Below are 24,206 nucleotides of genomic sequence, written 5' to 3'. Positions count from 1 at the left end.
GCCCCGCCCCCCGCACGCCCGTGCCGATCTGGCTGTGGTGGCCCCGTTGGGGCCCACCACCTGCCTGAGCGCGACGGTGCGGGTCAGGAGGGCAGGCCGCCGACCTGGGAGTTGATCCAGGAGCGGATCGAGGGCAGGTCACCGTAGATGGACGGGGCGGTGGCGCAGGTGGAGCTGTTGTTGCCCGCTCGGCTGGTCGCGCCGATCACGTTCCACACGCCGTTGATCCGGCGCACCTGCGGGCCGCCGGAGTCGCCGTAGCAGGCGCCGGCGTTGCCGTTGGTGTTGTTGGTGCAGATCTCGTACGGGCCGTTGATGCCGCTGCACCGGCTGTCGGCCACGATCGAGGTGTCCAACTCGTGTGCCACCGTGGGCGCGGAGCCGCAGCCCCGGGGTGCGCAGGTCTGGCCCCAGCCGATGATCCGGGTGGCCGTGCCGACGGCGCCGGAGGTGGTCGGGATGGGCGCGGGCGCGTAGCTGACCGAGCTGGCGAGTTGGAACAGCTTGACGTCGATGCTCGGGTGGTTGACCGCCCGGCTGACCCGGACGACAGTGCCGCCGCTGGTGCGGTTGATGCTGCCCACCCGCACCGACGACGGGGTCGGGCAGTGCCGCGCGGTGACCACCCAGTTGGCCTTGATCAGGGTGCCGGTGCAGCCGGAGGTGTAGACCAGCCACGGGTAGTTCTCGGTGGCCGGGCGACCGTTGACCACGAGGATCCCGACACCGGTGTCCTCGGTCCAGGTGTAGCTGCCGGCGGCCGACGCGCTCCTGCTGCCGGCGAAGAGTTGGTTGACCCGGCTCGCCTCGGCCGCGCTGGGGTAGGCGTTGGTGCAGGAGACGGGCGCGCTGCTGCCGGACATGAGATCGGAGCAGAGCCCGGTGCGCCGGTCGGGCAGACCGAGAATGTGACCGAACTCGTGGGTGGCGATCCGGGTGCGGTGGTAGCCCTGGTCGACCGCCTGCCAGCCCATCCAGATGCGCCCGGAGCCGAGCCCGGTGACCTGCGCCCGGGGCCAGCCGCTGTCGACGTAGATGGTGACGCTCGCGGGCGTGCCGGGCACCAGCCGCACATTGCTGACCCGGCTGTTCCAGATCTGCGCGGCCTGGTCGAAGTTGGTCCGGAACTCGCCGGCCCGGCTGGCGTCGTAGTAGACGGTCCGGGCCGCCGAGGCGCCGGCGGCGGTGGCCACCTGAAGCCCCGTCGCCGCCAGCACCGCCGCCAGCGCGGCGGTGGCCGCGCGCAGCAGTTGTCGTCGGATCATCACGCACTCCCTGCGGACTGAGCGGCGCGCCGACACGCCGCTATCGATGTGCGTGAATATTAATTGTCGTTCTTCGCTGGCTGTCATCGCGAAAGCGTCATACCGCCCACCGCTGTTACCCGCGCGTTACGCCACGGCGAAACTGCCGTGGCGAAGCGACGCGACGGTGGGACTCCACCAGGTCGAGCCCGCACGTCCCAGGAATCGGCGGGCCGGAAGGGAGCAGAAGATGAGGATCAGAAGGACCGTCACCACGCTGATCGTGGCGCTCGCCACGCTGATCGCCGCGACCGCCACGCCGACCACGGCCGCACCCACCGCCGCCAGGCAGGCCGCGACCGGCTCACCGTACTGCGGGATCACCTGGGGCAGTACGGACAAGACCGCCGGGACGCTCAGCTCGGCGCCGCTCGTCGACGTGCGGACCGGTCGGCACGACTGTCACGACCGGGTGGTGTTCGAGTTCGACGGCCCGGTCAGCGGCTACTCGGTCGGCTACGGCGAGACGTACACCGAGGGCGAAGGGCTGGCGCTGTCGCCGTACACCGCCGGTGGCGCGTTGCTGCGGGTCTCGCTGCGCGCCCCCGCGTACGACGACGAGCACCTCGCGACGGTGCCGTACCGGACCGGCGAGCACGTGGCGAACGTGCTGCGCTACCAGACCCTGCGCGACGTGGTCTTCGGCGGCAGTTTCGAGGGCTACAGCACCTTCGCCGTCGGTGTCCGCGCCCGGCTGCCGTTCCGGGTGTTCGTGCTGACCGGCCCCGGGGACCACAGCCGGATCGTGCTCGACGTGGCACACCAGTGGCAGGAGTGACCGACCGTCGCGACGGGGGTCCGGCGCCGGCCGGACCCCCGTCTTCGCCCGTCACGCCGAGCGACCTGCCGGCCGCCCGGGACTACCCTGGGTGCGTCATGGACGGCCGCGTGCTGGTGGTCGAGGACGACGCCTCCATCCGGGAGGTCATCGCCCTCGGGCTGCGCCGCGCCGGTTTCCGGGTGGCGACCGCCGCCGACGGCCGACAGGCCCTGGCCACCTGGCGGGCCGGGACCGTCGACCTGATCGTGCTGGACGTCATGCTGCCCGGCGTCGACGGTCTCGAGGTGTGTCGGGAGATCCGACGCAGCAGTGCGGTGCCGATCCTCATGCTCACTGCCCGTACCGACACCATCGACGTGGTGGTCGGCCTGGAATGCGGCGCCGACGACTACCTGCGCAAGCCGTTCGACCTGCCCGAGCTGGTGGCCCGGGTCCGTTCGGTGCTACGCCGGGCGGTGGTGCCGCCCGAGCCCGGGCCGTTGCGGATCGGCGACCTGGAGATCGACCCCGGCGCGTTCGTGGCCCGCCGGGACGGTGCGGAGCTGCCGCTGACCACGACCGAGTTCCGGCTGCTGCTGGAGCTGGCCCGCCGGCCCGGCCAGGTGTTCACCCGGGAGCTGCTGCTGGACCGCGTGTGGAACCACAGCTACCTCGGCGACAGCCGGCTCGTCGACGTGGCGGTGCAGCGGCTGCGCGCCAAGGTCGAGACCGACCCGGGCAACCCTCGGCTGATCCGCACCGTACGCGGCGCCGGATACAAGCTCGTCGCCGGGTGAGCGGGCGACGGCGATGGGCAGCGAGCCGCCACCGGCGACGACAGCGGACCGGCAGACGGTCCGCCCCGCCCGGCTGCGCCGCCGGCTGACCATCGCGTTCGTGCTGGTCGCCGGGATCTCCGCCGGGGTGCTCGCCGGTGGGTCGTACCTGCTGCTGCGGCAGGCCCGCTACGACGCGTCGCTGCACGCCGCCGCGGCCGACGCCCGGTACCGGCTGGTGCTCGCCGGGCAGTTCCTGCCGCTGACCGAGCAGCGCCGCACCGAACTGCTGACCAGCTTCGAGGGCAGCGGCCGGCACGTGGTGCTGGTCGCCGAGGACAGCTGGCCCTCGGACCCGGCGTACGCGCCGCCGCTGACCGAGCGGCTGCGGAGCACCGTCGCGGCCGGGCAACTCGGCTACCAGCGCAGCCTCGGACCGACCCGGCTGCTCGTGGTGGGTGGGCGGATTCCCGGCTCGACCGCCGAGTTGTACGTCATCACCGACGAGCGGGACCTCGCCGCCGGGCTGGAGCAGCTACGCAACGCGCTCGGCGCCGGCTGGATGCTCGTGGTGCTGCTGGCCGCCACGGTCGGGCACACCCTCGCCCGACGCACCCTGGAACCGGTGGGGCGGGCCAGCCGGGCCGCGAGGGCCATCACCGAGGGCCTGCTCGCCACCCGGCTGCCGGTGGCCGGGCGGGACGAGTTCAGCGGGTGGGCCGCGTCGTTCAACGAGATGGCCGAGGCGTTGGAGGCGAAGATCGCCGCCCTGCACCGCGCGCAGGAACGGGAGCGACGGTTCACCGCCGACGTGGCGCACGAGCTGCGTACCCCGGTGACCGCGCTGGTGGGGGCGGCCTCGCTGCTGCGCGACCACCTCGACCAGCTGCCCGGCGACGCCCGGCGCGCCGGTGAGCTGCTGGTCACCGACGTGGTCCGGCTGCGCCGGCTGGTGGAGGACCTGATGGAGATCTCCCGGCTGGACGCCGGGCGGGAGGCGGTGAGCGTGACCGACGTGGACGCGCCGGCCCTGGCGCGCCGGATCGTGGCCGCGCGCGGCTGGTCTGGTCGGGTGACAGTCGACGGCGGCCCACTGCGGCTTCGCACCGACCCGCGCCGACTGGAGCGGGTGCTGGGCAACCTGATCGCCAACGCGGTGCAGCACGGCGCCGGTGCGGTCCGGGTACGGACGGCCCGCGCTGGTGACCGGGTGCACGTCGACGTCGACGACCAGGGGCCGGGCATCCCCGCCGAGCACCTGCCCCGCCTGTTCGACCGGTTCCACAAGGTCGACCCGGCGCGCTCCGGCGGAGGCAGCGGGCTCGGTCTGGCCATCGCCCTGGAGAACGCCCGGCTGCTCGGCGGCCGGTTGACCGTGCACAGCACCCCCGGCGTCGGCACCCGCTTCCGCCTCGACCTGCCGGACGCCGCCCCGGAGGGCGTCCCGTCGGCGCGTACCGGGACCGAGCACGCCGGGTCGGCGCGGGCCCGCGCCGAGCTGCCCGAGGGGCGCGGGGCCGAGCCGACCGGCGGCACCGGATGAGCCGCCGCCGACTCGCGACGCTTGTCGCCCTGGTACTGCTGGTCGCCGGGTGCGCGCCGGCGCGGTCCGGCTCGCTCGGCCCGGCGCCGACCGTCGCCGCGCCGACCGTGCCAGCTCCCACCAGCGCCGGCCCGTCAGCCACCGTCGCGTCGCCGCCCACGGGCACCCCCGCACCAGCCACGCCGCGCACCGGCACCACCGGCGTCGCCCGGCCGGCGACCCTCACCCTGGAGCTGTGGTACGTCCGGGACGGGCGGCTCGTGCCGACCCGACGCACCCGACCCGCCACGGTGGCCACCTCCCGGCTGGCCCTGGCCGAGTTGGCCGCCGGGCCGACCCGGCGGGAGGCCGACGCCGGTCTGGTCACCCTGCTGCCCGACGGCGCCGAGGTGAGCCGGATCGCCGACGGCGTCGCCAGCGTCCGGCTGGCCGCCGTGGCCGACCCGGTCACCGCCCGACTACGCGAGGCGCAGGTGGTCTACACCCTCACCCAGTTCCCCACCGTGCGACAGGTCGACTTCGGCACCGCCGCGCCGGCCGGCCGCGCCGCCCACACCGACCTGCTGCCGCCGATCGTGGTCACCGGACCGGTGATCGGCGACCGGGTGACCAGCCCGGTCACCGTCGCCGGCAGCGCCGACGTGTTCGAGGCGACCGTCACCGTCCGGGTGCTCGACGCCGCCGGCCGCCAGCTCGCCACCGCCTTCACCACCGCCACCTGCGGCACCGGCTGTCGGGGCACCTACCGCGTCGCCGTGCGATACCGGCTGCCGAAGGAGCAGGCCGGCACGATCGAGGTGTACGAGGTGTCGGCGGTCGACGGTTCCCGCACGAAGGTGGTCGCGGTGCCGGTGACCCTGGCCGCCGCTGCGCGGAGCTGACCGGCGACGGGTGCCGACGCTGCTCGACCGCTGTGCGAGGCCGTAGTTCAGTGGCTCGGTGACGCCGGCGCCACCGGCCACACCGACCGTTAAGGAATCTGCCTCGTGTTCAGCGTTGACCGGCCTTCCGTCGGCGTGAGATATAGATGCTCACGCATCGGTGTCCCACCGGGCGCTCCGGCCGAGGAAGGCGACGAATGGATCCCGTGTCATCGCCGTCATCTCCCCCACCGATCCTGACCACCGGCCGGCCGCCGAGGTCCGACCGGCGCTGGCCGGCCCGGCTCGTCGCCGGGCTGGCCGCGCTCGGCATCCTGGTCCCGGCGACACCGGCACACGCGAACTCACTGCCCAACCTGCCGCACAACGCCGGTGGCTACGAGTCGTCGTTCTCGCCCGCCTACGACTACGACACCGACGGCTGCTACGCCGTGTCGGCGATCAGCCCGGACGGCACGGTCAACGGCGGGCTGAAGACCACCGGGGCGATCAACGGCAGCTGCCGGGACCGCTCCGATCTGGACATGTCGCAGACGTACGCCCGCGCCAAGTGCAACAACGGCTGGTGCGCGATCGTCTACGCCAGCTACTTCGAGAAGGACCAGGCCGTGCACGGCAGCGGCCTCGGCGGCCATCGGCACGACTGGGAACACGTCATCTCCTGGGTCGACCAGGCAGCCGACCGGGTCGAGTACGTGAGCACCACCCAACACAGCAGCCGGCGCACCTACCCGCGCTCGCAGGTGCGGTTCGACGGCACCCATCCGAAGGTCGTCTACCACAAGGACGGCGCGTCGACGCACTTCTTCCGGCTCGCCAACAACAACGACGAGCCGCCGGAGAACCACTACCACGTCTGGCACTACCCGCCGGTGGTCGACTGGAACGGCTGGCCCAGCACCGAGCTGCGCACCCGGCTGATGGACGCCGACTTCGGCGCCGCCACCATCAAGATCAAAGATGGCTCGTTCGAGTACCTGCTCAACGCCGCCAAGCCCGCCGGGATCCCCTTCGACCCGTACGGCTGACCGACCGCGCGCCGGGGCGGCCACGCGGTCACCGGTTCTGGCGTTCGATGCCGCGACGGACGAGGCCACGAATGCCGGGCAGGGTGACCGCCCGGATCGTGACCTCGTTCAGCCAGACCTGCAGGCCACTCGGCGGCGCGTACTGGTACACGCCACGGCGGGCGAGCGCCTGCCGCTTGACGACCTCGGCGCGCAGGCCCGCCTCCCACCACGTCAACGCCGACCGGACGTCGTCACCGGGCCGCGTCAGGGCGGCGCCGAGCCGGTCGGCACCGGCGAGCGCCAGGGCAGCGCCATGCCCGGCGAAGAGGCTGACGCACCAGGCAGCGTCACCGAGCAGAACCGTCCGACCGACGCTCCACTGCGGCACCTTCACCTGGCTGACCCGGTCGAAGTAGGCGACGCCCGGATCGGCCTCCAGGTCACGCAGCGCCTCGGGTACGCCGCCGGCCAGGTCGCCGAAGGCGGCGCGTAACGCGGGCACCGGGCCGCGCGCCAGCTCCCGGTCCGGGTCCGGGCATCGGTAGGTGAGAAAGGCCGAGGAGCGCCCCGGACCCAGGTTGACCAGCGCCGCCGTACGTCCCGGACCGATGAACGTGGCGGCGGACGAGGCGGGCACGGCCTCGGGCGGGTGGGCGAGCGGAAAGGCCGCCACCACGTACGGCAGGTCGACCCGATGACCGGCACCGAACAGTGTCGTCCGAGTCGTGGAGTGCACGCCGTCGGCGCCGACGAGCAGGTCGGCCTCCTCGGTGGTGCCGTCGCTGAGGGTGACCACCACCCGGTCGGCGTCCTGGTCGACGCGATCGACGGTGGTGCCGAAGCGCATCTCGACCCGGTCGCGGACCGCCTCGTACAGCACGTCCTCCAGATCGCCCCGGAACACCGTCATGGTGCGGGAGCCCAGTGCGGCCTCCGCGACGACCGAGGGCACCGTGAGCTTCGGCCTACCGTCCGCTCGGACCAGCACGGTGGTGAACAGGCCCAGCGCGCGCTCGGTAAGGGCGGGAACCAGACCGAGCCGCTCGGCGGCGGCATACCCCGCGCCGAGCAGGTTCACCAGGTAGCCGCCACTGCGCCGGGCTGGGGCACGTTCCACGACGATCGGCCGCCAACCGTCGTTCGCCAGTCGCCGGGCGGTGGCGAGACCGGCTATGCCGGCACCGACGATCACCGTTCGCTTCATTCGGACCCCCAAGTATGAGCGTTTGCTCAACCATGATGAGCGCATGCTCATTTGGGCGCAAGGGTGCGTAGACTGCCCGCATGCCCCGCGGAGTCGCCATCACCGAGCCTCGGCAGCACCTCTTCGTCGCCGCGGAACGCGTGATCGCGGCAGTGGGGCCCAGCCAGCTCACCAGCCGAGCCGTAACCCGGGAGGGCGGCGTCGCCACCGGGCTGCTGTTCGCCCACTTCGCCAGCTTCGATGACTTCCTGACCGGTTACGCGGTCGACCGGAGCTTCCACATCGCCGCCACCACGGCCGGGCTCGGCGAACGCGCCGGCACCGGCACCGTCGACGCGAACCTCGGCGAGGCGTTGCTCGCCACCCCGATGATCACGCTGCTCGCCGTCACCCGACTGTTCGCGTACCGGCCGAGCCTGACGCAGGCCGTCGAAGCGGTACTGGGCAGCGGAAGCGCCGCGCTGCCGGCACTCGAACGCACCGTCGCCGGCTACCTGACCGCCGAGCGGCACATCGGACGGCTACCCGCGGCCGCCGACACCGAGGCGCTGGCCGTGGCGGTGGTCGGGGCGCTGCACCACGTCGCCCTCACCGACGGAGCGGACCCGGCGGCGGCCAGCCGCGTCCGCCGCGCCATCACCGCCCTGACGACCACCGCGTCGCTGAGGGAGCCGTCATGACCGTACGTCCGGACGTCGTCGTCCTCGGCGCCGGAGTTGCCGGCCTCAGCACCGGCATCCGGCTGGCCGAGGCCGCTGTTGCCGCCCTGCGACGCGGAATGTCGTTGCCCGCCGTGACGACGGCTCGTAGCGTCGCCGGGTGACCGTTGAGGTTCCGTTCCGCTCCCTCGCCATCGATCAGTCGGACGTCCGCTACCAGCACGGCCCCGACTCCCGCCGACAGCCGGGCACGCCGGCAGGTCAGACCATCGAGTTCCGCTGGGACGCCAGCGAGATCTATCCCGGCACCTCGCGCAGGTTCTGGGTGCACCTGCCGGCCCGGTACGACCCCGCACGGCCGGCTTCGCTGGTCGTGTTCCTCGACGGGCAGTGGTACCTGGATCCGGCCGGCGAGGTCCGGGGCGCGATCGTCCTGGACAACCTCGTCCACCACGGCGACATCCCGGTCACCGTCGGTCTGTTCGTCGACCCTGGCGTCCTCTCCGACGCCGAGCAGCCGAAGAACCGCAACGTGGAGTACGACGCGTTCGACGAACGCCTCGCCACCTTCCTGCTGACCGAGATCATCCCGCAGGTCACCGCACGCTACTCGATCACCGAGGATCCGGACCGGTGGGCCATCTGTGGCGGCAGCAGCGGCGGCAATGCCGCGTTCACCGTCGCCTGGCTGCGCCCGGACAGGTTCCGGCGGGTGCTGTGTTGCCTGTCCAGCTTCGCCCAGATGCCCGACGGGAATCCGTACCCGGCGGCCATCGCCAGCGAGTCGCGCAAGCCGCTGCGCATCTTCGTGCAGGCCGGTCATCGGGATCTGCACTGGAACGAGCCGCGCCGCAACTGGCTCTCCCACAATTTGCGGGTCGCGGCCGCCCTGGCCGAGGCCGGCTACGACTTCCGGCTCGTGCTCGGCGACGGTGGCCACAACCCCAACCACGGTGGCGTCCTCCTGCCCGACGCGCTGCGATGGCTGTGGCGGTCGACCGACACCTGACACCTGCTTCACCGCCCGTGCGGGGCGTCGGGCGTCGCGGCCAGCAGCAGCGCCGCCCCGGCCGCGAAGACGGCCGCACCGAGATAGACCGACCCCGGTGACGCGTACGTCAGCGACCAGCCGAACGCCACCCCGGCCGTGATCGGCACGACGGTCTCCGCGACGGCGCCGATGCCGGTCAGCGCGCCCTGCACGGCGCCCTGCTCGTCGGCGCGTGCGGTGCGGGAGATCCAGGCCTGCGCGGCGACGCCGGCGAGCGAGCCGAGCACCCCGACCCCGCACAGGAGATACAGCAGCCACGGCACCGACACGAACGCCGTGCCGCAGAGCGAGGCGAGACCGAGGAGGCTACCGAGCACCGCGGCGCGCTTGTCACCGAGACGCCGCACCAGCGGTCCCACGGCCCGGGCCTGGTAGAGCGCGCCGGCTAGCGCGGAAACGGCCAGCACGACGCCGATCTGGGCGGTGTCGAAGGTGAACTGGTGGGTGAGGAAGAACGTCCAGGTCGACTGGTGGGTCATCCGGGCGACGTCGGCGCAGAATCGGGCGCGGGCGAGGCGACCGAGCACCGGTCGGCGCAGGACGGCGGCGACGGCACCGACCGGGTTCGCCAGCCGCAGCGTCAACGGAGTGCCCGGGTCACCGGGACGCGACTCCGGCAGGACGAACCAGCCATAGGCGACGTTGGCGAAGCAGAGCGCGGCGGCGACCAGGAACGGCAGGCGTACGTCGACCGCGCCGAGCAGGCCACCGAGGAGCGGACCGGCGACGAAGCCGAGCCCGAACGCGGCACCGATCAGCCCGTACGCGTGCGCCCGCGCCTCGGGTTCCGTGACGTCGGCGAGGTAGGCGTTGACCACGGTGTAGGTCCCCGCGCAGGCACCGGCGACGGCATGGAACGCCAGCAGCGTCCACGGGCTGGGCGACGCCGCGTGGGCCAACCAGTCGACGCCGAGGCAGGTGAGCGACAGGAGCAGGACCGGACGGCGGCCGTAGCGGTCGGACAGCCTCCCGAGCAGCGGCGCGACCACGAACTGGAGCAGCCCGTAGACCGACCCGAGCAGACCGGACCAGAAGACGGCGGCGGCCACGTCCTCGGTGACCGAGGTCATCAGAGCCGGCACGATCGGCACGATCAGGCCGAGCCCGAGCATGTCCAGTACGACGGTGCCGAGAAGAACGGTGACGGTGGGTGCCCGGCGCATTGCGGCTCCTGAGTGTCGAGAGGGCAGGGCCCCCTCGCGACTCACGGTCCGCCGGAAGTACGGAGGATCAGAATATGTGCCTCGTCAAACCGTTTTCGGCGGTCGTCCCCTGTGTTCGAAGCCAGGGACGCCCGCACGGTTAATCGTGGGCGGCCGGCGGTCGTGGTGATCGATGATGGGTCCGTGGCCGAGACCAAGTCCGCAGTGCGCCGGACGAATTTTCCCGCGTCGAGCGCGGAGGGCGCGTGGGCGGCGCTGGTTCTCGACGTCGGCGAGCCGACGCGCCCCGCCCTGCGAATGGAGGCGGCCGGACGCGGCCTGCTCGTGCTGCGGCGGGGCGACGCGGTTCTGCTGCTGGCACGGGTGGCTGACGACCACTTCGGCGTCGCGTACGCCGCGACGGGCCACCACCGCCCGCCGGTGCCGCCGATCCGCGCGGCCCGGGCGGCGGCCTTCGGCACCGCCGACGCGGGCGGTGCCTGGCACGCGCGGTGGGCCCAGCACTTCGCCACCGCGCTGACCGGGACCGGCGCCGGCCCGCTGTATGCCGGCCGCTGGGTGATCGGCGGCGACGTCGATCACCTGAACGTCGGCGCGACACGGCTACCGGCGCCGCTGTGCCATGACCGGGGCTGGATCGACTGGTTCAGCGGGGACCGGCACCAGGTCCTGCCACTGCGCCCGCTGGCGAGCCCCGACGACGGACGGGTCAAGGCGTATCGGAAGCAGTTCCGGGAGGGCGTCCTGCCGCCGGTGCTGCTCTGGTGGATCAGCGGCCTCGACTGCCACGTCGTGCTGGACGGTCACGATCGACTGGCCGCCGCGCTCGCCGAGGACGGACCGCCGCCGCTGCTTCGGCTCTCCTCGGTGAGCCAGCGCCAGGTCGACGCCGACACGGACACCGTCGTGCGCCGCTACGCGACGACCATCGAGGCCGTCCGACACCAGGTGGGCACCGGCACGCCCGGCGCGGACGAGGCGCTCGCCGCCACGCACCGCCGTCTCGCCCGCGAGCTGGGCAGTGTCGGGACCGGTCACGGCACCACCCGCGCCTGGCCCCTGCGGGGCGGCGCGGCCACCTGGCACCGGCTCGCCGAGGCGCACGCCCCGGACTGGCCCGCGGAGATCACCACGGGGGACGACGGGTACGGCCGGCGCCCGCCCCCCGACGGGCGCCGACCGAACCTCAGCCCTTGACGCAGATCACCTGCTTGAGCTGGGCGACCACCTCGACCAGGTCATCCTGCTGCGCCATCACCTCGTTGATGTCCTTGTACGCGCCGGGGATCTCGTCGACCACTCCGGCGTCCTTGCGGCACTCCACACCCGACGTCTGTGCCGCCAGGTCCGTGGTGCTGTACGTCCGCTTGGCCTGTGCCCGGGACATCCGCCGGCCCGCCCCGTGCGAGGCCGAGCGGTAGCTCCAGTCGTTGCCCGAACCACGGACGATGTACGAGCCGGTGCCCATCGAACCGGGAATGATGCCTAGGTCACCGAGGCCGGCCCGGATGGCGCCCTTGCGCGTCACCAACACGTCCACCCCCTCGTAGGTCTCCTCCGCCACGTAGTTGTGGTGGCAGCTGATCGGCTCGTCGTAACCGACCTGCGGGAACCGGTCCCGGATCAGGTTCATCAGGACGGCGAGCATGACGGCGCGGTTGCGTCGTGCGTACTCCTGCGCCCACCACAGGTCCCGGCGGTAGGCGTCCATCTCGGGCGTGCCGGCGAGGAACACCGCCAGGTCCCGGTCGGGCAGGTCGGCGTTGTGGGGCAGCCGGCGCGCCACCGCGATGTGCCGCTCGGCCAGTTCCTTACCGATGTTGCGGGATCCGGAGTGCAGCATCAGCCAGACCCGGCCGGCGTCGGCGCCACCCTGTTCCAGGCAGACCTCGATGAAGTGGTTGCCGCCACCGAGGGTGCCCAACTGCCGCTTCGCCCGCGTCTCCAGCTGCGCCACCCTCCGGTCGAGGTCGGTGAAGCGCCGCCAGAAGTCCTCCCAGCCGCGCTGTTCCAGCCCTCGCACCCGGCGCGGGTTGACCGGCTCGTCGCGCTGGGCGAAGCCGACCGGGATGGCGTCCTCGACCGCCCGACGCAGCCCGGCGAGGTCGTCGGGCAGGTCGGCGGCGGTCAGCGAGGTACGCACCGCCGACATGCCGCAGCCGATGTCGACTCCGACGGCCGCCGGTGACACCGCCTGTCGCATCGCGATGACCGAGCCGACCGTGGCGCCCTTACCGAAGTGCACGTCGGGCATGACCGCGACGCCGTGCACCCACGGCAGCGCGCCGATGTTGCGCAGCTGCCGCGCGGCCTGCGGCTCGATGGCGTACGGGTCGGTCCACACCCGCACCGGCGCCCGCGTTCCCGCGAGCAGGCTGAAACCCATGGTGATGTTCTCCTGGTTCTGCGGTGAAGCCCGACGATCATGCACCTGTGGTCGATGGAATGCAGCTTTTGCCCCGATTTGGAGTGACCACAATTGCATGATCCACGGCCGCGTGGGCGCGCGTGGCGGGTTGGTGTGAGAGATGCCGGAGGCAGCTTGGATCGGTTGGGGCGGTCGCGGAATCGTCGGCGAATCCGTGCCGGTCAGGGTCTGCCCTGCGGCGACGTGCCGAGCGCCGGGGCTACCCGCTGGTCGTCAGGAGGGCGGATCTGCCGGCGAGCGCGACGGCGGGGCACCACGAACAACGACCGACCTGGCTGCGGTTCAGTTCTCGCACGGCATACTCCTTCCGGCTCCCGTCGTGATCGACCTGATGCCGGAAAGGCTAGGGAGGATTCGCCGCGCCCGCAATGGATATTGACCGGCGACGCCGTCCCGGCTGGCGCAGCTGTGCGGAGGGCGAGACCCGCCGGCCGTCGAGGGACTGGTCAGGCCGGTGCCGAGTGCTCCCGCTCCTCGGCGACCCGGTCCAGGTGGGCGGCGAGTTCGTCGGTGACCAGCAGGTCGGTGCGGATGTCCTCGTGCGGGTACGCGGCCCGACCGACCATGTGCGCCGCGACCGGGGCCGTGGCGAGGGAGAAGGCCCCGACCAGCACCAGCGTGGTGATGTCCACCCCGGTGCGCAGCCGCAACGCGCAGCCGACCAGCACCAGCAGCAGTCCCAGCACCTGTGGTTTGGCCGCGGCGTGCATCCGGGTGAGCAGGTCGGGAAAGCGCACCAACGCGATCCCGGCGGCCAGGCTGAGCAACGCCCCGGCGATCAGGCAGATCGAGGCCGCGACGTCTAACGCCACGTCCAGGCTCATTCGCGGCTCCCGTCCGACGGACCCGAGGTGGACGTGTCGTCGCGTCGGGCGGCGAACCGGGCGACGCTCACCGAGCCGACGAAGCCGAGCACGGCGAGGACGACGAGCACCGGCAACGCGGTGGCGTCCCGGCTGTAGGCGGCCTCCGTGGCGATCGCCGCGACGATGACGGCCAGCAGCACGTCGGTGGCCACGGCCCGGTCGAGGATCGACGGCCCACGGATGATCCTGGTGAGGGTGAGCCCACCGGCCACGGCGAGCAGCACGGTGACGATCACGGCGACCGCGCTCATGCGGGTACCCCTTCCCGGTCGGCCGGGGTCTGCCGGACGCGGCGCAACTCCTCGGGTGAGCCGATGGCCTCGATGATGCGGGCCTCCAGTTCCAGCACGCCCCGGCGGAACCGTTCGACCTCGTCCCGGCTGGTCACGCCCAGCACGTGGATGTAGAGCGTGCCGGTCCGCCGGTCGGCCTCCAGGATCAGGCTGCCCGGCAGCAGCGACAACGCCTCGGCGGTGAGCGTGAGGTTGAGGTCGGTGTTGACCCGCAGCCGCGCCGCGATGATCGCGCTCCGCGGGGTGTGGCCGACCCGCACCGCCAGCCAGGCCACCTGCGCGGAAGCCACCACGAGGTCACGCAGGAAACGCAGCCAGAAGCGGAGCAGCGGCAACGGACGGAGGCGGCCGGCGAAGGTCACCGGCGGCAGCGGGAAGACGGCCAGCAGGACGGCGGCCACCACCAGGCCACCGATGATGTTGGCCCAGGACAAGGTGCCCCAGAGCAGCACCCAGACGGCGACCAACGCGGTCACCGCGACGACCTGGTTGCGTCGCCGGGCCGTGCGGCTCAGCGGCGGACGTGCCGGGTCGGTCGGCTCCGTCGACGGATCGGATCTCACGGCGCACCTCCCGGGAAGACGGCGTCGACGTAGGGGGTCCGTCGCAACAGGTCGTCGGCGGCGTCGGTGCTGAGGTCGAACAATGGACCGGCGACCACGGTCAACGCCAGCCCGAGCACCACCAGCGCGAGCGTCGGCGCGATCATCAGGCCGGGCAGCACCGCTCCCGACCGTCCGCCGCTCCGGTCGGGCTCCATCGCACCCTCGGTGCGGGCCGCCTCGGCGGCGTCGTCGTCGGCCGGCATGTCGGCGTGCGGCGTCCGCCAGAAGGCCAGATTCCACACGCGGGCGATGGCGTAGAGGGTGAGCAGGCTGGTGACCAGACCGCCGGCCACCAAAATCCAGGCCAGCGCACCGCCGTCGTCGACACCCGCCTGGATCAGGCCGAGCTTGCCGAGGAACCCGGAGAACGGCGGTATGCCGGCGAGGTTCAGCGCGGGCACGAAGAACAGCACGGCGAGCAGCGGAGACAGCCGCGCCAGGCCGCCGAGCCGGTCCAGGGCGGTGCTGCCGCCCCGGCGCTCGACCAGACCGGCGGCGAGGAAGAGGGTGGTCTGGATGGTGATGTGGTGCACCACGTAGAAGATCGCCGCGGACAGGCCGAGCGACGAGGTGAGGCCCACCCCGAAGAGCATGTAGCCGATGTGGCTGATCAGCGTGAAAGACAGCAACCGTTTGATGTCCGACTGCGCCACCGCGCCGAGGATCCCGACCACCATGGTCAGTACCGCCGTCACCAGCAGCAGCGTGGCCGTGCGTCCGCCCGGGAACAGCAGCGTCTCGGTGCGGATGATCGCGTAGACACCGACCTTGGTGAGCAGACCGGCGAAGACCGCGGTGACCGGGGCCGGTGCCGTCGGATAGCTGTCCGGCAACCAGGCGGACAGCGGGAAGACCGCCGCCTTGATCCCGAAGGCCAACAGCAGCATGCCCTGCAACACCAGGCGCAGGTCGTCCGGCAGGGTGTCCAGCCGGTCGACGAGCTGCGCGAGGTTGAGCGTGCCGGTCGCGGCGTAGACCAGACCGATCGCGATCAGGAAGATCACCGAGGAGAGCAGGCTCACCACCACGTAGGTGGTGCCGGCGCGGATCCGGTTCTCCGTACTGCCGAGGGTCAGCAGGACATAGCTGGCGACCAGCAGGATCTCGAAACCGACGTAGAGGTTGAACAGGTCACCGGAGAGGAACGCGTTGCAGACACCGGCGGTCAGCACCAGGTAGGTCGGGTGGTAGACCGACAGGGGCGTCTCCTCGTGGCCGTCGGCCATACCCTGCCCGATCGAGTACACCAGCACGCAGAGCGTCACCGTCGCCGAGACCACGAGCATCAGTGCGGCCAACTGGTCGGCGACCAGCACGATGCCCAACGGGGCGACCCAGCCGCCGACCTCCACCACCAGCGGGCCGTGCAGGCTGGACTGCACCAGCAGCGTGGCGGACACCGCCACGGTGGCGGTGAGCACGGTGAGGCTGATCCAGCGCTGGGCCTGCGGCCGACCGAGCAGCAGCAGCGTCAGTGCCGCGCCGAGCAGCGGCATCACCACCGGCAGCGGAACGAGGTACGTCATCCGGCCCGACCCGCCTGCACCACGTTGGCGACCGGCCGGGGGTCGCCGGCCGGCTCGCCGTCGCCGTCGTCGCTGCCGCCCTCGGTGTCGGCGGTGCCCGGACCCTCGTCGCGGATCGCGAGATCCATGATCCGACGGTCCTCGACGTCGTCCTGCACCTCGTCGTGCCCGTTGAGATGCCAACTGCGGTACGCCAGCGCGAGCAGGAACGCGGTCATGCCGAGGGTGATGACGATGGCGGTGAGGATCATCGCCTGGGGCAGCGGATCGCTCATCTGCTCCGGCTCGGTGGTGCCGACGATCGGCGCGCCACCGGCCCGTCCGCCGGTCAGCAGCAGCAGGTTGGCCCCGTTGCCGAGCAGGATGACCCCCATCAGCACCCGGGTGAGGCTGCGTTCCAGCAGCAGTGTCACCCCGGCGGCGACGAGCACGCCGACCACGATCACGTAGGTGAGGTTGGGGGTCACACCAGCTCCCTTTCCCGGATCTCGGCATCCTCGGTCTCACTCTGCCGGTCCATCTCCGCGCCGAGACTGCGCAGGATGTCCAGCACCAGACCGACGACGATCAGGTAGACACCGACGTCGAAGAAGACCGACGTGACGAAGTGGACGTGCCCCAGCACCGGCAGGTGGAAGTCGAGGACCGCGCTCTGCAGGAACTCGCCGCCGAGCAACATCGCGCCCACCCCGGTGCCGACGGCGACGAACAGCCCGGCACCGAGCACCACACCGGCGTCGACAGGTGCCGCGCCGTTGAGTTCGGTACGCCCGCCGGCCAGGTAACGAACGGCCAGCGCGAGACCGGCCACCAGGCCGGCGGCGAAGCCGCCACCCGGGGCGTTGTGGCCGCTGAACAGCAGGTAGATGGAGAAGAGCACGATGGCGTGGAACAGCAGTCGGGTCACCACCTGGAGGACCACCGACTGGGCGCGGGTGGTGGCACCGGTGGTCAGCCAACGCGGCCAGGTCGACTCGGGCCGGCCGCCACCGGGAATCTCGGCGCGCCGATGCAGGTCACCCGAACGCCGGAAGATCAGGCTGGCCACGCCGGTGGCCGCCACCACCAGCACGGCGATCTCACCCATCGTGTCCCAGGCCCGGATGTCGACCAGGGCCACGTTGACGATGTTCTTGCCGCCGCCGTACGACACCGCCTCGTCGGGGAAGCCGACGGAGATCGGGACGGCCTGACGGGAGCCCGTGGCGACGTACGCCATGCCGGCGGTGACCGCGCCCACCGCGATCCCGATCGCGACGCGACCACGCCGGCTGGACCGGATCGGCCGCTCCGAGAACGTCACCGGCAGACGGCGCAGCACCAGCACGAACATGACGATGGTGACGGTCTCCACCAGGAACTGGGTGAGCGCCAGGTCGGGTGCGCCGTGCAGGATGAACAGCAGCGCGGTGCCGTAGCCGGCGACGCCGACCAGGATCATCGCGGTGAGGCGGCGCAGGGCCCGGGCCGCCAGCACCGCCGACACGATCACCACGGCGGCGGCGACCCCCTGCAGGGGGCTGTCCCAGACGTGGAACCGCTGCGGCCAGGGTGCCCCGATCAGCAGCGCCCCACCGGGTAGCAGCACCAGCATCACCAGGATGACGCCGAGGTAGAACGGCAACGAGCCACGCTGGGTGGCGCCGGTCAGCTCCACCGCCAACCGGTCGACGGCACCGACGGACCGGGTGTAGCCGGTCGCGCTGTCGAAGGGCAGCCGCAGCGTGGCCCGCACCCGTTCCCGGCGCAGCAGGTGGAACAGCGCGGCACCGCCGGCCACCGCCAGCACCGACAGCCCCAGCGCCGGGGTCAGCCCGTGCCAGAGCGCCAGGTGGTAGCCCGACTCGGCGCCGGGAAACCGGTCGGCGTACGGGGTGAGCAGCCGGTCCACCGCCGGGGCGAGCAGTCCGGCCGCGACCCCGGCTACGGCCAGCGCCGCCGCCGGGGCGAGGAAGGGCCAGGACACGGCCGTCACCTCGGCGGTCGGGACGCCCGGCTTGCCGGCGAAGGCGCCCCAGAGGAACCGCAGCGTGTACGCGACGGTCAGCGCGGAGCCGAGGACCACACCGGCCAGCACCACCAGCTCGGGCCCACCGCCGTGCAGCAGCGCCTCGACGGCGGCTTCCTTTGCGACGAAACCGGCCATCGGCGGCAGGCCGGCCATCGAGGCCGCCGCGAGGCCGGCGACCACGGCGAGCGCCGGCGCCCGTCGCCCCAACCCGCTGAGTTCGCGCAGGTCCCGGGTGCCGGCGGCATGGTCGATGATCCCGACGGTGAGGAAGAGGGTGGCCTTGAACAGCGCGTGCGCGAGCACCATCGCCGCACCGGCCAGGGCGGTGTCGCGGGTGCCGGCGCCGAGGACCACCGTCAGCAGGCCGAGCTGGCTGACCGTGCCGTAGGCCAGCAGCAGCTTGAGGTCGGTCTGACGCAACGCCGTCCACCCACCGAGGAACATGGTGAGCAGGCCGGCGGTCAGCAGCACCGGCCGCCACGGGGTGACCTCGGCGAGCGCCGGCCCCAGCAGGGCGACCAGGAACACCCCACCTTTCACCATGGCGGCGGCGTGCAGGTACGCGCTGACCGGCGTCGGTGCCGCCATCGCACCCGGCAGCCAGAAGCTGAAGGGGAAGATCGCCGACTTGCTGAGGGCGCCGAGCAGGATCAGCACCACGGCGACGGTGAGGTAGCCGCCACCGGGCAGGTTCCCGGCGATCTCGGACCAGCGGAAACTGCCGGCGTGCCGGCCGAGCATGACGAACCCGGCGAGCATCGCCAGGCCGCCCAGCGTCGTCACCAGCAGGGCCTGCATGGCGGCCCGCCGGCTGGCCCGCTTCGCTGGATCGCTGCCAATCAGCAGGTAGGAGAAGACGGTGGTCAGTTCCCAGAACACGTACAGCAGCAGCAGGTCGTCGGAGACGACCAGGCCGAGCATCGCACCGGCGAAGGCGACGAAGACGGCGGCGAAACGGCCGAGGCCGGGGTCGTCGGTGCGGAAGTAGCGGGCGCTGTAGGCCAGCACCAGCGCGCCGACCCCACCGATCAGGACCACCATCAGCCAGGACAGCGTGCCCATCCGGAAGGCGAGTTCCAGCCCGAGTCTCGGCACCCACGGCACCGTCTCGACCACCGGCACACCGTCGCGTACGCCGGCGGCGTGGGTGAGCGCCCAGATCAGCGTCGCGCCCGGTGCCAGCGCCACCAGATAGAGCGCGTTGCGCCCCCAGAGTCGCACCAGACCGGGGGCGATCACGGCTGTCAGCGCATGGACCGCCACCAGTGCCAGCACGCACCCTCCCCAGAGATCATCAGCCGGTGTAACGACCCTATCCGGTGACGCCCGTTATCCCCAGGCGTCGTGATTCTGGTCAAAGGCGGACGCGCTGGTCGGCGGTCACTCCCTGCCGACGCGGCGGAGTCGTCCGTCGTCACGGTCGATGCGCAACTCCCGTTCGAGTTCGACGATGAGCGTCCGCAGGTCGTCGAGACGTTGACTGATCGCGATCCGGTCCACCTCGTCGGGCACACCGTCCCCGTCGGAGTCGTAGCCGGGGTCCAGCCCTTCGGTCATCTCCAGCCGTCGCGCCTCCTCCATCGAGTTGACGAAGACCGCGACCAGGATGTTGAGCAGCAGGTTGACGGTGATCACCACGAAGCTGGCGTAGTACAGCACCGTCCAGGGCGAGAACTCCATCCCCTGCTCGATGAGGTCGGGCAGCGTCTCCAGCGACAGCAGCACGAACAACGTCAGCAGCGAGCGGCCGATGTCTCCGTACTGCTCCGGATATGCCTCGCCGAAGATCAACCAGCCGGCCATGCCGTAGACGTAGAGCGTCACCACCGCCAGGGCGAAGAAACCACCGATGCCGGGCAGGCTGCGCCACAGCGCGGCGACGATCGTGCGCAGGCCGGGTGAGAACCGCACCAGCCGGACGATCCGCAGCACCCGGATCACCCGCAGCAGCGCCGAGTCGCCGTGCAGGCCGGGGATGAAGATCGCGGCGATCACCAGGAAGTCGAAGACGTTCCAGCCGTGCCGGAAGAAGTCCTGTGGGCGGCGACCGTAAGCCAGCATACGGATGCTGATCTCGACGACGAAGACCGCTCGGAAGGCCCACTCCAACGCGCGCAACGCGGTGCCCGCCGGGCCCAGGTCGGGGTAGGTCTCCAGGCCGAGCACGACGCCGTTGGCGAGAATGACCCCGACCATGGCGATCTCGAAGGAGCGGGACGCGGCGAGTCGGGCACAGCACCCGAACAACCTGCCGGTACGCGCCGGTCCACCTCGCGGAGCCGGCACCGGTGCACCGCTCATCGTGCGACCGGCCCCGGTGCGGACACCGGGGCCGGTGCGGCCGCCCACCGTGCGTCGGCGGTGTGCTGACGTACGGCATTCATGAACGACAGCGTACGGGCCGACGCCGGCCGCGCTCAGCCACCCAACCGGCGCACCATGTTCATCACCGTCTCCACCTGGGCACCACCCTTGATCGGGTAGTTGGTGGCGCCGAGGTACCCCCACCAGTCCCAGCACCCGTTCGGGTTGCCGGGACTGGTGATGGCCTGGGGGTACAGCACGATCGTGGCGTTGGTGTCGGCGTACTGGTTGAGGTTGGCCCGGTCCACGAAGGCGGTGCCGACCCGGCTGTGCCCCTGGAGGCAACCGTGCAGCGCCACCAGCAGCCGGCAACTCGCGCCTGAGGCGCAGGAGGACGGGACGTAGGCGAAGCCGTTGGCGTCCATGCTCAGGCCGTTGGCCCAGCCGTTCACCGCGAAGTTGTTCTGGTTGAACCGTACGAGCGTGCCGCCGAGCGGTCCGGTGTTTGGCGACTGGACCGACCCGAACAGTTTGCCCAGGAAGGTGCGCTGCGGGTCGGTGCCGCAGTCGTTGAGGTACGGCGCGGCCGTGGCCGTGCAGCCCACCGTCCCGTAGGGCGTGACCCAGCCGTGCCCGGCCGAGGAGCCGCTGTCGTACTGCACGCTGGCACCGAAGTGCTGCTGGTAGCGGACCAGGTCGTCACTGACCGACCGCTTCACCGTGCGGTCGGATCCACCGTGGAACACGTAGACCGGCTCGCCGGACAGCCCGCTGACCGGGTCGACCCAGCCGTATCCGGCCCAGGTCCGGGTGTACGTCTGGAGGCTGCTCAGATACGTGGGGTAGATGTTGTCGCCGCAGCCGTACAGCGCCTGCGCGACGTTGTTCTGCGCACAGTAGTAGGGGCCGGCGGCGAACAGCGCCGCTCCCCTGATCCGCTGCGAGTAGGCCACCTGGAGTTGGCCGGCCAGGTAGGCGCCGGAGGAGACCCCGGCGACGTACACGCCCGAGATGCGGTAGGTCGACAGGCTTCCGGACACGGGGGTCTTGGTGTGCGGGGTGGTGACGGCCTGGGCCGGCATCGCGGGCGTGAGCAGCAGGGCCGCGACGGCGGCGGCGAGCAGGCGCGAGACAGGTCTGATCATGACGCTCCCTGTGGTTCGGTGAGCGCCGGCGGTGGTGTCGGCGTACGGCGACGCTAACGTGACCTGCGTCACCGCCGACATGACCGCGACCCACACGTCACCGGGCCGCACAGTGGTGCCGATCACTGTCGACGGCCCCTACTGCGGTCTCCGCTGTGCCCGGTCGCTGCGATCAGTCCACGACGCCGAACTGCAACCACGCCCCTGGACGCGCTCGGTGACGTGGTCCCGCCCGCCCAGGGCAGCATTCGAGCCGGTACGCGGCGGCCAGGGCGTCGAGCATCTCGGGCGGGTAACCGCGCCGATGCCTCCCGTAGTACGCCGCCACCTCACCGCTGAAGTCCGCCCCCACCTCACTAGCCTGCCCACGACACCGTTCGCGCGACCAACCATTCTGCCCACGACACAGCCCGTCCCCTCCCGCGCAATAGGGACGAGATCTTGGAGATCTTCCGTTACTCGCGAACGGAAAATGTCCAAGATCACGCATTCGTGTTTCAGCTACCGGGACGGGAGCCTCGGGCGACCGGCCCGACCCACGGATGCCGGTGGGTTGGCGTTCGGCCCGTCCGCGTGGCGGTTGTTCGTCGGGTCAGTCAGGCTCGACGGGCCGCGCTGAGCCTGGACGGGGTCAGCCGGCCGAGGAGCGGGTCACCGGCAGGTCGAAGTAGGTGTCGGGCCAGGGTTCGTCGCGGTAACGGAAGTGCCACCACTCCCGGTCGTAGCCGACGAAACCACCTTCGGTCATCAGGTGCCGGAGCTGCCGCCGGTTCTGCCGTGCGATGGGACCGACGCGATCCGAGTCGGTGTGCGACAGCGGGTCGAAGCAGTCGAAGCCGGTACCCATGTCGACGCTGTTGTCGGCGGAACGCCGCGCGTACGGGGCGGTGCAGGCCAACGGCCGACCAGGCTCGACGGGGGCCCGCTCGGGCGGGGGCACGTCGACCAGGGTGAGGTCGACGGTGCTGCCCCGGCTGTGTGCGCTGGGTGCACCGAGATAGCCGCGGTCGACCAGCTCGGTCTTCGGCACCCGAGGGTAGAACTCGGCCTTCATGGCGTCCTGCGCCGGCTGGGCGGCCCAGTCCAGGAAGTCGTCGGTGGCCCGCCGCGGGCGGTAGCAGTCGTACACCTTGAGGCTGCGACCGGCGGCGAGCGCCGCGTCCTGCACCCGGCGCAGCGCCTCGGCGGCGCGGGCGGTGAGCAGGCACAGCGGTTCCTGGTAGCCGTCGACGCGGCGGCCGACGAAGTTGTCCGCGGTGGCGTACCGGATGTCGGTGAGAATGCGATCGTCGACATCGGACAGCACGACGAAGCCCGGCGACACCGACGGCGACGGTGGTGATGGTGTCGGCTCCCGTTCGTCGCCCCCTCCGCAGCCACCGGCCACCAGCGCCAGCGTCGCCGTCACCGTCAGGCCCACCCGGGCGAGGGTGCGCGGCGAGGTCATCTCACCGCCGGCCGGCGCGCGTCGTGGCGGTGCGGTGCCGCCAGCGACGGCGGCCAACCAGGCCGCCCGCGAGCAGCGTCATCCCGATGACGAGGCCGATCAGGGAGGCCGTCCGCAGGCGACCGGCCAGGGTCGCCGCCTGCGCGGTCTCCGCGCCGGACGCGCCGCCGGGCAACGCCTGCGGGGGTACGGTGGCCGGCGGTGCCAAGCCGGTGGCCGCGCCCGGGCTCACCAGCACCCCCACCGAGGCCGCCGAGGGCAGCTCGAATCCCCAGTCGAGCAGGGCCGCGCCCTGTTGCCAACCCCGCTTGTCGATCACGTCCGCGCCCAGCAACGTCACCACGAGCCGCCGTCCGTTCCGCTCGGCGATGCCGACGTAGGTGTGCCGGGCCAGATCGGTGTAGCCGGTCTTGCCGCCGAGGGCGCCGGGATAGTGGTAGAGCAGTTGGTTGTCGTTGTCGATGGTGAAGCCCTTGGCGCGTTGCCTCGGCTGGGCCGGGACGGTCGCCTCCCGGGTGGCCACGTAGCGCCGGAAACGTGCGTCGTCGAAACAGGCCCGGGTGATCAGAGCCAGGTCGTACGCGCTGGTGAACTGCCCGGGACCGTCCAGCCCGGAGGGGGTCGCCGCGTGCGTCTGGTACGCGCCGAGCCGTTTCGCCTGCTCGTTCATCGCCCGTACCCCGCCGGCCATGCCGTCCGGGCCACCGCCGAGGCGGGCCAGCGCGTTCGCCACCTCGTTCCCCGAGCGCAGCAGCAACCCGAGCCAGAGCGTCTCCACCCGGTACCGGCCGCCGGCCACCAGCCCCACCGCGGAACTTCCCGGTTCGATGTCGAGGTCACCGGTGGTGATGGTGACGACGTCGGCCGGATCGAGTCTCGGCAGCATGGTCGCGGCCAACAGCAGTTTCTGCACGCTGGCCGGGGTGGCGTACTCGTGTGGACCGCAGCCGCCCAGCACGTCGCCGGTGTCCAGATCCGCCACCAGCCACGAGGTGGCGGCCACCTTCGGCGGTTTCGGTACGCCCGGCGGCACCACCAGACCGGAGGTGGCCAGCCGGGGTCCGCCGACGGCCCGCTGCACCGGGTCCGGTGACGGCGCCGCCGTAGGTGTGGGGCCGGGGGCGGGCGGCGCTGGACGCGGGCACCGCACCAGCGCCGCCGCCCGGGCGGCGGCGACCGGGACCAGGGGGGTGGCCAGCCGGGCGGCCGCCCCCGCCCCGGGAAGTGCGG

At 72.0% G+C, this 24,206-nt stretch carries 24 protein-coding genes; 9 read left to right on the top strand and 15 right to left on the bottom strand.

The features are described from left to right. Positions 1-83 precede the first annotated feature (83 nt). On the bottom strand, positions 84-1,265 hold the full coding sequence (locus V5O40_RS24570; RefSeq protein ID WP_269741806.1) for a snapalysin family zinc-dependent metalloprotease: 1,182 nt from the start codon (positions 1,263-1,265) through the stop codon (positions 84-86). A 229-nt stretch (positions 1,266-1,494) separates the two neighbouring features. Here V5O40_RS24570 and V5O40_RS24565 point away from each other — a divergent pair, with 229 nt between their 5' ends. The 5 genes from V5O40_RS24565 to V5O40_RS24545 all read left to right on the top strand — a co-directional run bounded on the left by V5O40_RS24565 (position 1,495) and on the right by V5O40_RS24545 (position 6,292). Next, positions 1,495-2,082, top strand: a complete 588-nt coding sequence (locus tag V5O40_RS24565) for an AMIN-like domain-containing (lipo)protein (protein WP_332907659.1) — start codon at positions 1,495-1,497, stop codon at positions 2,080-2,082. A 98-nt stretch (positions 2,083-2,180) separates the two neighbouring features. Continuing rightward, entirely contained in the window at positions 2,181-2,861 is a 681-nt protein-coding gene (locus tag V5O40_RS24560) for a response regulator transcription factor (RefSeq protein WP_332907658.1), read from the top strand. Positions 2,862-2,874: 13 nt separating this feature from the next. Further along, positions 2,875-4,383 (top strand): HAMP domain-containing sensor histidine kinase, encoded by a 1,509-nt coding sequence (locus tag V5O40_RS24555; protein WP_332907657.1) that lies wholly within the window; start codon positions 2,875-2,877, stop codon positions 4,381-4,383. Next, complete coding sequence (locus V5O40_RS24550; protein WP_332907656.1) at positions 4,380-5,264, top strand: Gmad2 immunoglobulin-like domain-containing protein; 885 nt, start codon at positions 4,380-4,382, stop codon at positions 5,262-5,264. The genes V5O40_RS24555 and V5O40_RS24550 overlap by 4 nt, the downstream gene beginning before the upstream one ends. A 197-nt stretch (positions 5,265-5,461) precedes the next feature. Beyond that, positions 5,462-6,292, top strand: a complete 831-nt coding sequence (locus tag V5O40_RS24545; RefSeq protein WP_332907655.1) for an NPP1 family protein — start codon at positions 5,462-5,464, stop codon at positions 6,290-6,292. A gap of 28 nt (positions 6,293-6,320) precedes the next feature. On the opposite strand, the gene V5O40_RS24540 is transcribed toward V5O40_RS24545, so the two are convergent. Beyond that, entirely contained in the window at positions 6,321-7,478 is a 1,158-nt protein-coding gene (locus tag V5O40_RS24540; protein WP_332907654.1) for an FAD-dependent oxidoreductase, read from the bottom strand. An 80-nt stretch (positions 7,479-7,558) separates the two neighbouring features. Here V5O40_RS24540 and V5O40_RS24535 point away from each other — a divergent pair, with 80 nt between their 5' ends. The 3 genes from V5O40_RS24535 to V5O40_RS24525 are packed head-to-tail and all read left to right on the top strand — an operon-like array spanning position 7,559 to position 9,146. Beyond that, positions 7,559-8,158, top strand: a complete 600-nt coding sequence (locus tag V5O40_RS24535) for a TetR family transcriptional regulator (protein ID WP_332907653.1) — start codon at positions 7,559-7,561, stop codon at positions 8,156-8,158. Next, positions 8,155-8,301 (top strand): hypothetical protein, encoded by a 147-nt coding sequence (locus tag V5O40_RS24530; protein WP_332907652.1) that lies wholly within the window; start codon positions 8,155-8,157, stop codon positions 8,299-8,301. Before V5O40_RS24535 ends, V5O40_RS24530 begins: the two co-directional genes overlap by 4 nt. Next, positions 8,298-9,146, top strand: a complete 849-nt coding sequence (locus tag V5O40_RS24525; RefSeq protein ID WP_332907651.1) for an alpha/beta hydrolase — start codon at positions 8,298-8,300, stop codon at positions 9,144-9,146. Before V5O40_RS24530 ends, V5O40_RS24525 begins: the two co-directional genes overlap by 4 nt. 8 nt (positions 9,147-9,154) lie before the next feature. On the opposite strand, the gene V5O40_RS24520 is transcribed toward V5O40_RS24525, so the two are convergent. Then, positions 9,155-10,351 (bottom strand): MFS transporter, encoded by a 1,197-nt coding sequence (locus V5O40_RS24520; protein WP_408631942.1) that lies wholly within the window; start codon positions 10,349-10,351, stop codon positions 9,155-9,157. Positions 10,352-10,534: 183 nt separating this feature from the next. On the opposite strand from V5O40_RS24520, the gene V5O40_RS24515 reads away from it, so the two are divergent. Continuing rightward, on the top strand, positions 10,535-11,548 hold the full coding sequence (locus V5O40_RS24515) for a hypothetical protein (protein ID WP_332907649.1): 1,014 nt from the start codon (positions 10,535-10,537) through the stop codon (positions 11,546-11,548). Here the strand turns inward: V5O40_RS24515 and V5O40_RS24510 are convergent. The 12 genes from V5O40_RS24510 to V5O40_RS24455 all read right to left on the bottom strand — a co-directional run. Then, a complete protein-coding gene (locus V5O40_RS24510; protein ID WP_332907661.1) occupies positions 11,538-12,737 on the bottom strand; it encodes an RtcB family protein in 1,200 nt (399 codons plus the stop codon). The genes V5O40_RS24515 and V5O40_RS24510 overlap by 11 nt on opposite strands. Positions 12,738-13,225: 488 nt before the next feature. Next, positions 13,226-13,603 carry a monovalent cation/H(+) antiporter subunit G gene (gene mnhG / locus V5O40_RS24505; RefSeq protein ID WP_332907648.1) on the bottom strand — a complete coding sequence of 126 codons (378 nt, stop codon included), beginning with the start codon at positions 13,601-13,603 and terminating at the stop codon, positions 13,226-13,228. Next, positions 13,600-13,896: a monovalent cation/H+ antiporter complex subunit F gene (locus tag V5O40_RS24500; RefSeq protein ID WP_332907647.1), complete on the bottom strand. Its 297-nt coding sequence runs from the start codon at positions 13,894-13,896 to the stop codon at positions 13,600-13,602. The genes mnhG and V5O40_RS24500 overlap by 4 nt, the downstream gene beginning before the upstream one ends. Then, entirely contained in the window at positions 13,893-14,501 is a 609-nt protein-coding gene (locus tag V5O40_RS24495) for a Na+/H+ antiporter subunit E (RefSeq protein ID WP_332907646.1), read from the bottom strand. The genes V5O40_RS24500 and V5O40_RS24495 overlap by 4 nt, the downstream gene beginning before the upstream one ends. Further along, on the bottom strand, positions 14,498-16,069 hold the full coding sequence (locus tag V5O40_RS24490) for a Na+/H+ antiporter subunit D (RefSeq protein WP_332907645.1): 1,572 nt from the start codon (positions 16,067-16,069) through the stop codon (positions 14,498-14,500). Before V5O40_RS24490 ends, V5O40_RS24495 begins: the two co-directional genes overlap by 4 nt. Then, the gene (locus tag V5O40_RS24485; protein ID WP_332907644.1) at positions 16,066-16,536 is read right to left on the bottom strand and encodes a Na(+)/H(+) antiporter subunit C; all 471 of its coding nucleotides are present in this window, start codon (positions 16,534-16,536) and stop codon (positions 16,066-16,068) included. Before V5O40_RS24485 ends, V5O40_RS24490 begins: the two co-directional genes overlap by 4 nt. Beyond that, a complete protein-coding gene (locus tag V5O40_RS24480) occupies positions 16,533-19,355 on the bottom strand; it encodes a Na+/H+ antiporter subunit A (protein ID WP_332907643.1) in 2,823 nt (940 codons plus the stop codon). The genes V5O40_RS24485 and V5O40_RS24480 overlap by 4 nt, the downstream gene beginning before the upstream one ends. Before the next feature lie 105 nt (positions 19,356-19,460). Then, a complete protein-coding gene (locus tag V5O40_RS24475) occupies positions 19,461-20,366 on the bottom strand; it encodes an ion transporter (protein ID WP_332907642.1) in 906 nt (301 codons plus the stop codon). A 131-nt stretch (positions 20,367-20,497) separates the two neighbouring features. Next, a complete protein-coding gene (locus V5O40_RS24470) occupies positions 20,498-21,529 on the bottom strand; it encodes an extracellular catalytic domain type 2 short-chain-length polyhydroxyalkanoate depolymerase (protein ID WP_332907641.1) in 1,032 nt (343 codons plus the stop codon). A 172-nt stretch (positions 21,530-21,701) separates the two neighbouring features. After that, positions 21,702-21,881 carry a hypothetical protein gene (locus V5O40_RS24465; protein WP_332907640.1) on the bottom strand — a complete coding sequence of 60 codons (180 nt, stop codon included), beginning with the start codon at positions 21,879-21,881 and terminating at the stop codon, positions 21,702-21,704. A gap of 279 nt (positions 21,882-22,160) precedes the next feature. Then, positions 22,161-22,976: a M15 family metallopeptidase gene (locus V5O40_RS24460; RefSeq protein ID WP_332907639.1), complete on the bottom strand. Its 816-nt coding sequence runs from the start codon at positions 22,974-22,976 to the stop codon at positions 22,161-22,163. Between the two features lies 1 nt (position 22,977). Then, positions 22,978-24,206: D-alanyl-D-alanine carboxypeptidase family protein (locus V5O40_RS24455; protein ID WP_408631941.1), on the bottom strand; the 1,229-nt coding region annotated here is incomplete at its 5' end.

Origin of the sequence: Micromonospora palythoicola, assembly GCF_036689795.1 — a bacterium.
Taxonomy (GTDB): domain Bacteria; phylum Actinomycetota; class Actinomycetes; order Mycobacteriales; family Micromonosporaceae; genus Micromonospora; species Micromonospora palythoicola.
The sequence above is the reverse complement of the archived record's forward strand: the minus strand, read 5'-3'. Positions and strand labels throughout refer to the sequence as shown.

What these genes read in the sequence shown, in the direction of transcription:
- V5O40_RS24470 (WP_332907641.1), bottom strand. Translation starts at nt 21,529, where the DNA reads ATGATCAGACCTGTCTCGCGCCTGCTCGCCGCCGCCGTCGCGGCCCTG.
- V5O40_RS24560 (WP_332907658.1), top strand. Translation starts at nt 2,181, where the DNA reads ATGGACGGCCGCGTGCTGGTGGTCGAGGACGACGCCTCCATCCGGGAG.
- V5O40_RS24500 (WP_332907647.1), bottom strand. Translation starts at nt 13,896, where the DNA reads ATGAGCGCGGTCGCCGTGATCGTCACCGTGCTGCTCGCCGTGGCCGGT.
- V5O40_RS24460 (WP_332907639.1), bottom strand. Translation starts at nt 22,976, where the DNA reads ATGACCTCGCCGCGCACCCTCGCCCGGGTGGGCCTGACGGTGACGGCG.
- mnhG (WP_332907648.1), bottom strand. Translation starts at nt 13,603, where the DNA reads ATGAGCCTGGACGTGGCGTTAGACGTCGCGGCCTCGATCTGCCTGATC.
- V5O40_RS24510 (WP_332907661.1), bottom strand. Translation starts at nt 12,737, where the DNA reads ATGGGTTTCAGCCTGCTCGCGGGAACGCGGGCGCCGGTGCGGGTGTGG.
- V5O40_RS24490 (WP_332907645.1), bottom strand. Translation starts at nt 16,069, where the DNA reads ATGACGTACCTCGTTCCGCTGCCGGTGGTGATGCCGCTGCTCGGCGCG.
- V5O40_RS24550 (WP_332907656.1), top strand. Translation starts at nt 4,380, where the DNA reads ATGAGCCGCCGCCGACTCGCGACGCTTGTCGCCCTGGTACTGCTGGTC.
- V5O40_RS24520 (WP_408631942.1), bottom strand. Translation starts at nt 10,351, where the DNA reads ATGCGCCGGGCACCCACCGTCACCGTTCTTCTCGGCACCGTCGTACTG.
- V5O40_RS24530 (WP_332907652.1), top strand. Translation starts at nt 8,155, where the DNA reads ATGACCGTACGTCCGGACGTCGTCGTCCTCGGCGCCGGAGTTGCCGGC.
- V5O40_RS24555 (WP_332907657.1), top strand. Translation starts at nt 2,875, where the DNA reads ATGGGCAGCGAGCCGCCACCGGCGACGACAGCGGACCGGCAGACGGTC.
- V5O40_RS24565 (WP_332907659.1), top strand. Translation starts at nt 1,495, where the DNA reads ATGAGGATCAGAAGGACCGTCACCACGCTGATCGTGGCGCTCGCCACG.
- V5O40_RS24545 (WP_332907655.1), top strand. Translation starts at nt 5,462, where the DNA reads ATGGATCCCGTGTCATCGCCGTCATCTCCCCCACCGATCCTGACCACC.
- V5O40_RS24570 (WP_269741806.1), bottom strand. Translation starts at nt 1,265, where the DNA reads ATGATCCGACGACAACTGCTGCGCGCGGCCACCGCCGCGCTGGCGGCG.
- V5O40_RS24535 (WP_332907653.1), top strand. Translation starts at nt 7,559, where the DNA reads ATGCCCCGCGGAGTCGCCATCACCGAGCCTCGGCAGCACCTCTTCGTC.
- V5O40_RS24540 (WP_332907654.1), bottom strand. Translation starts at nt 7,478, where the DNA reads ATGAAGCGAACGGTGATCGTCGGTGCCGGCATAGCCGGTCTCGCCACC.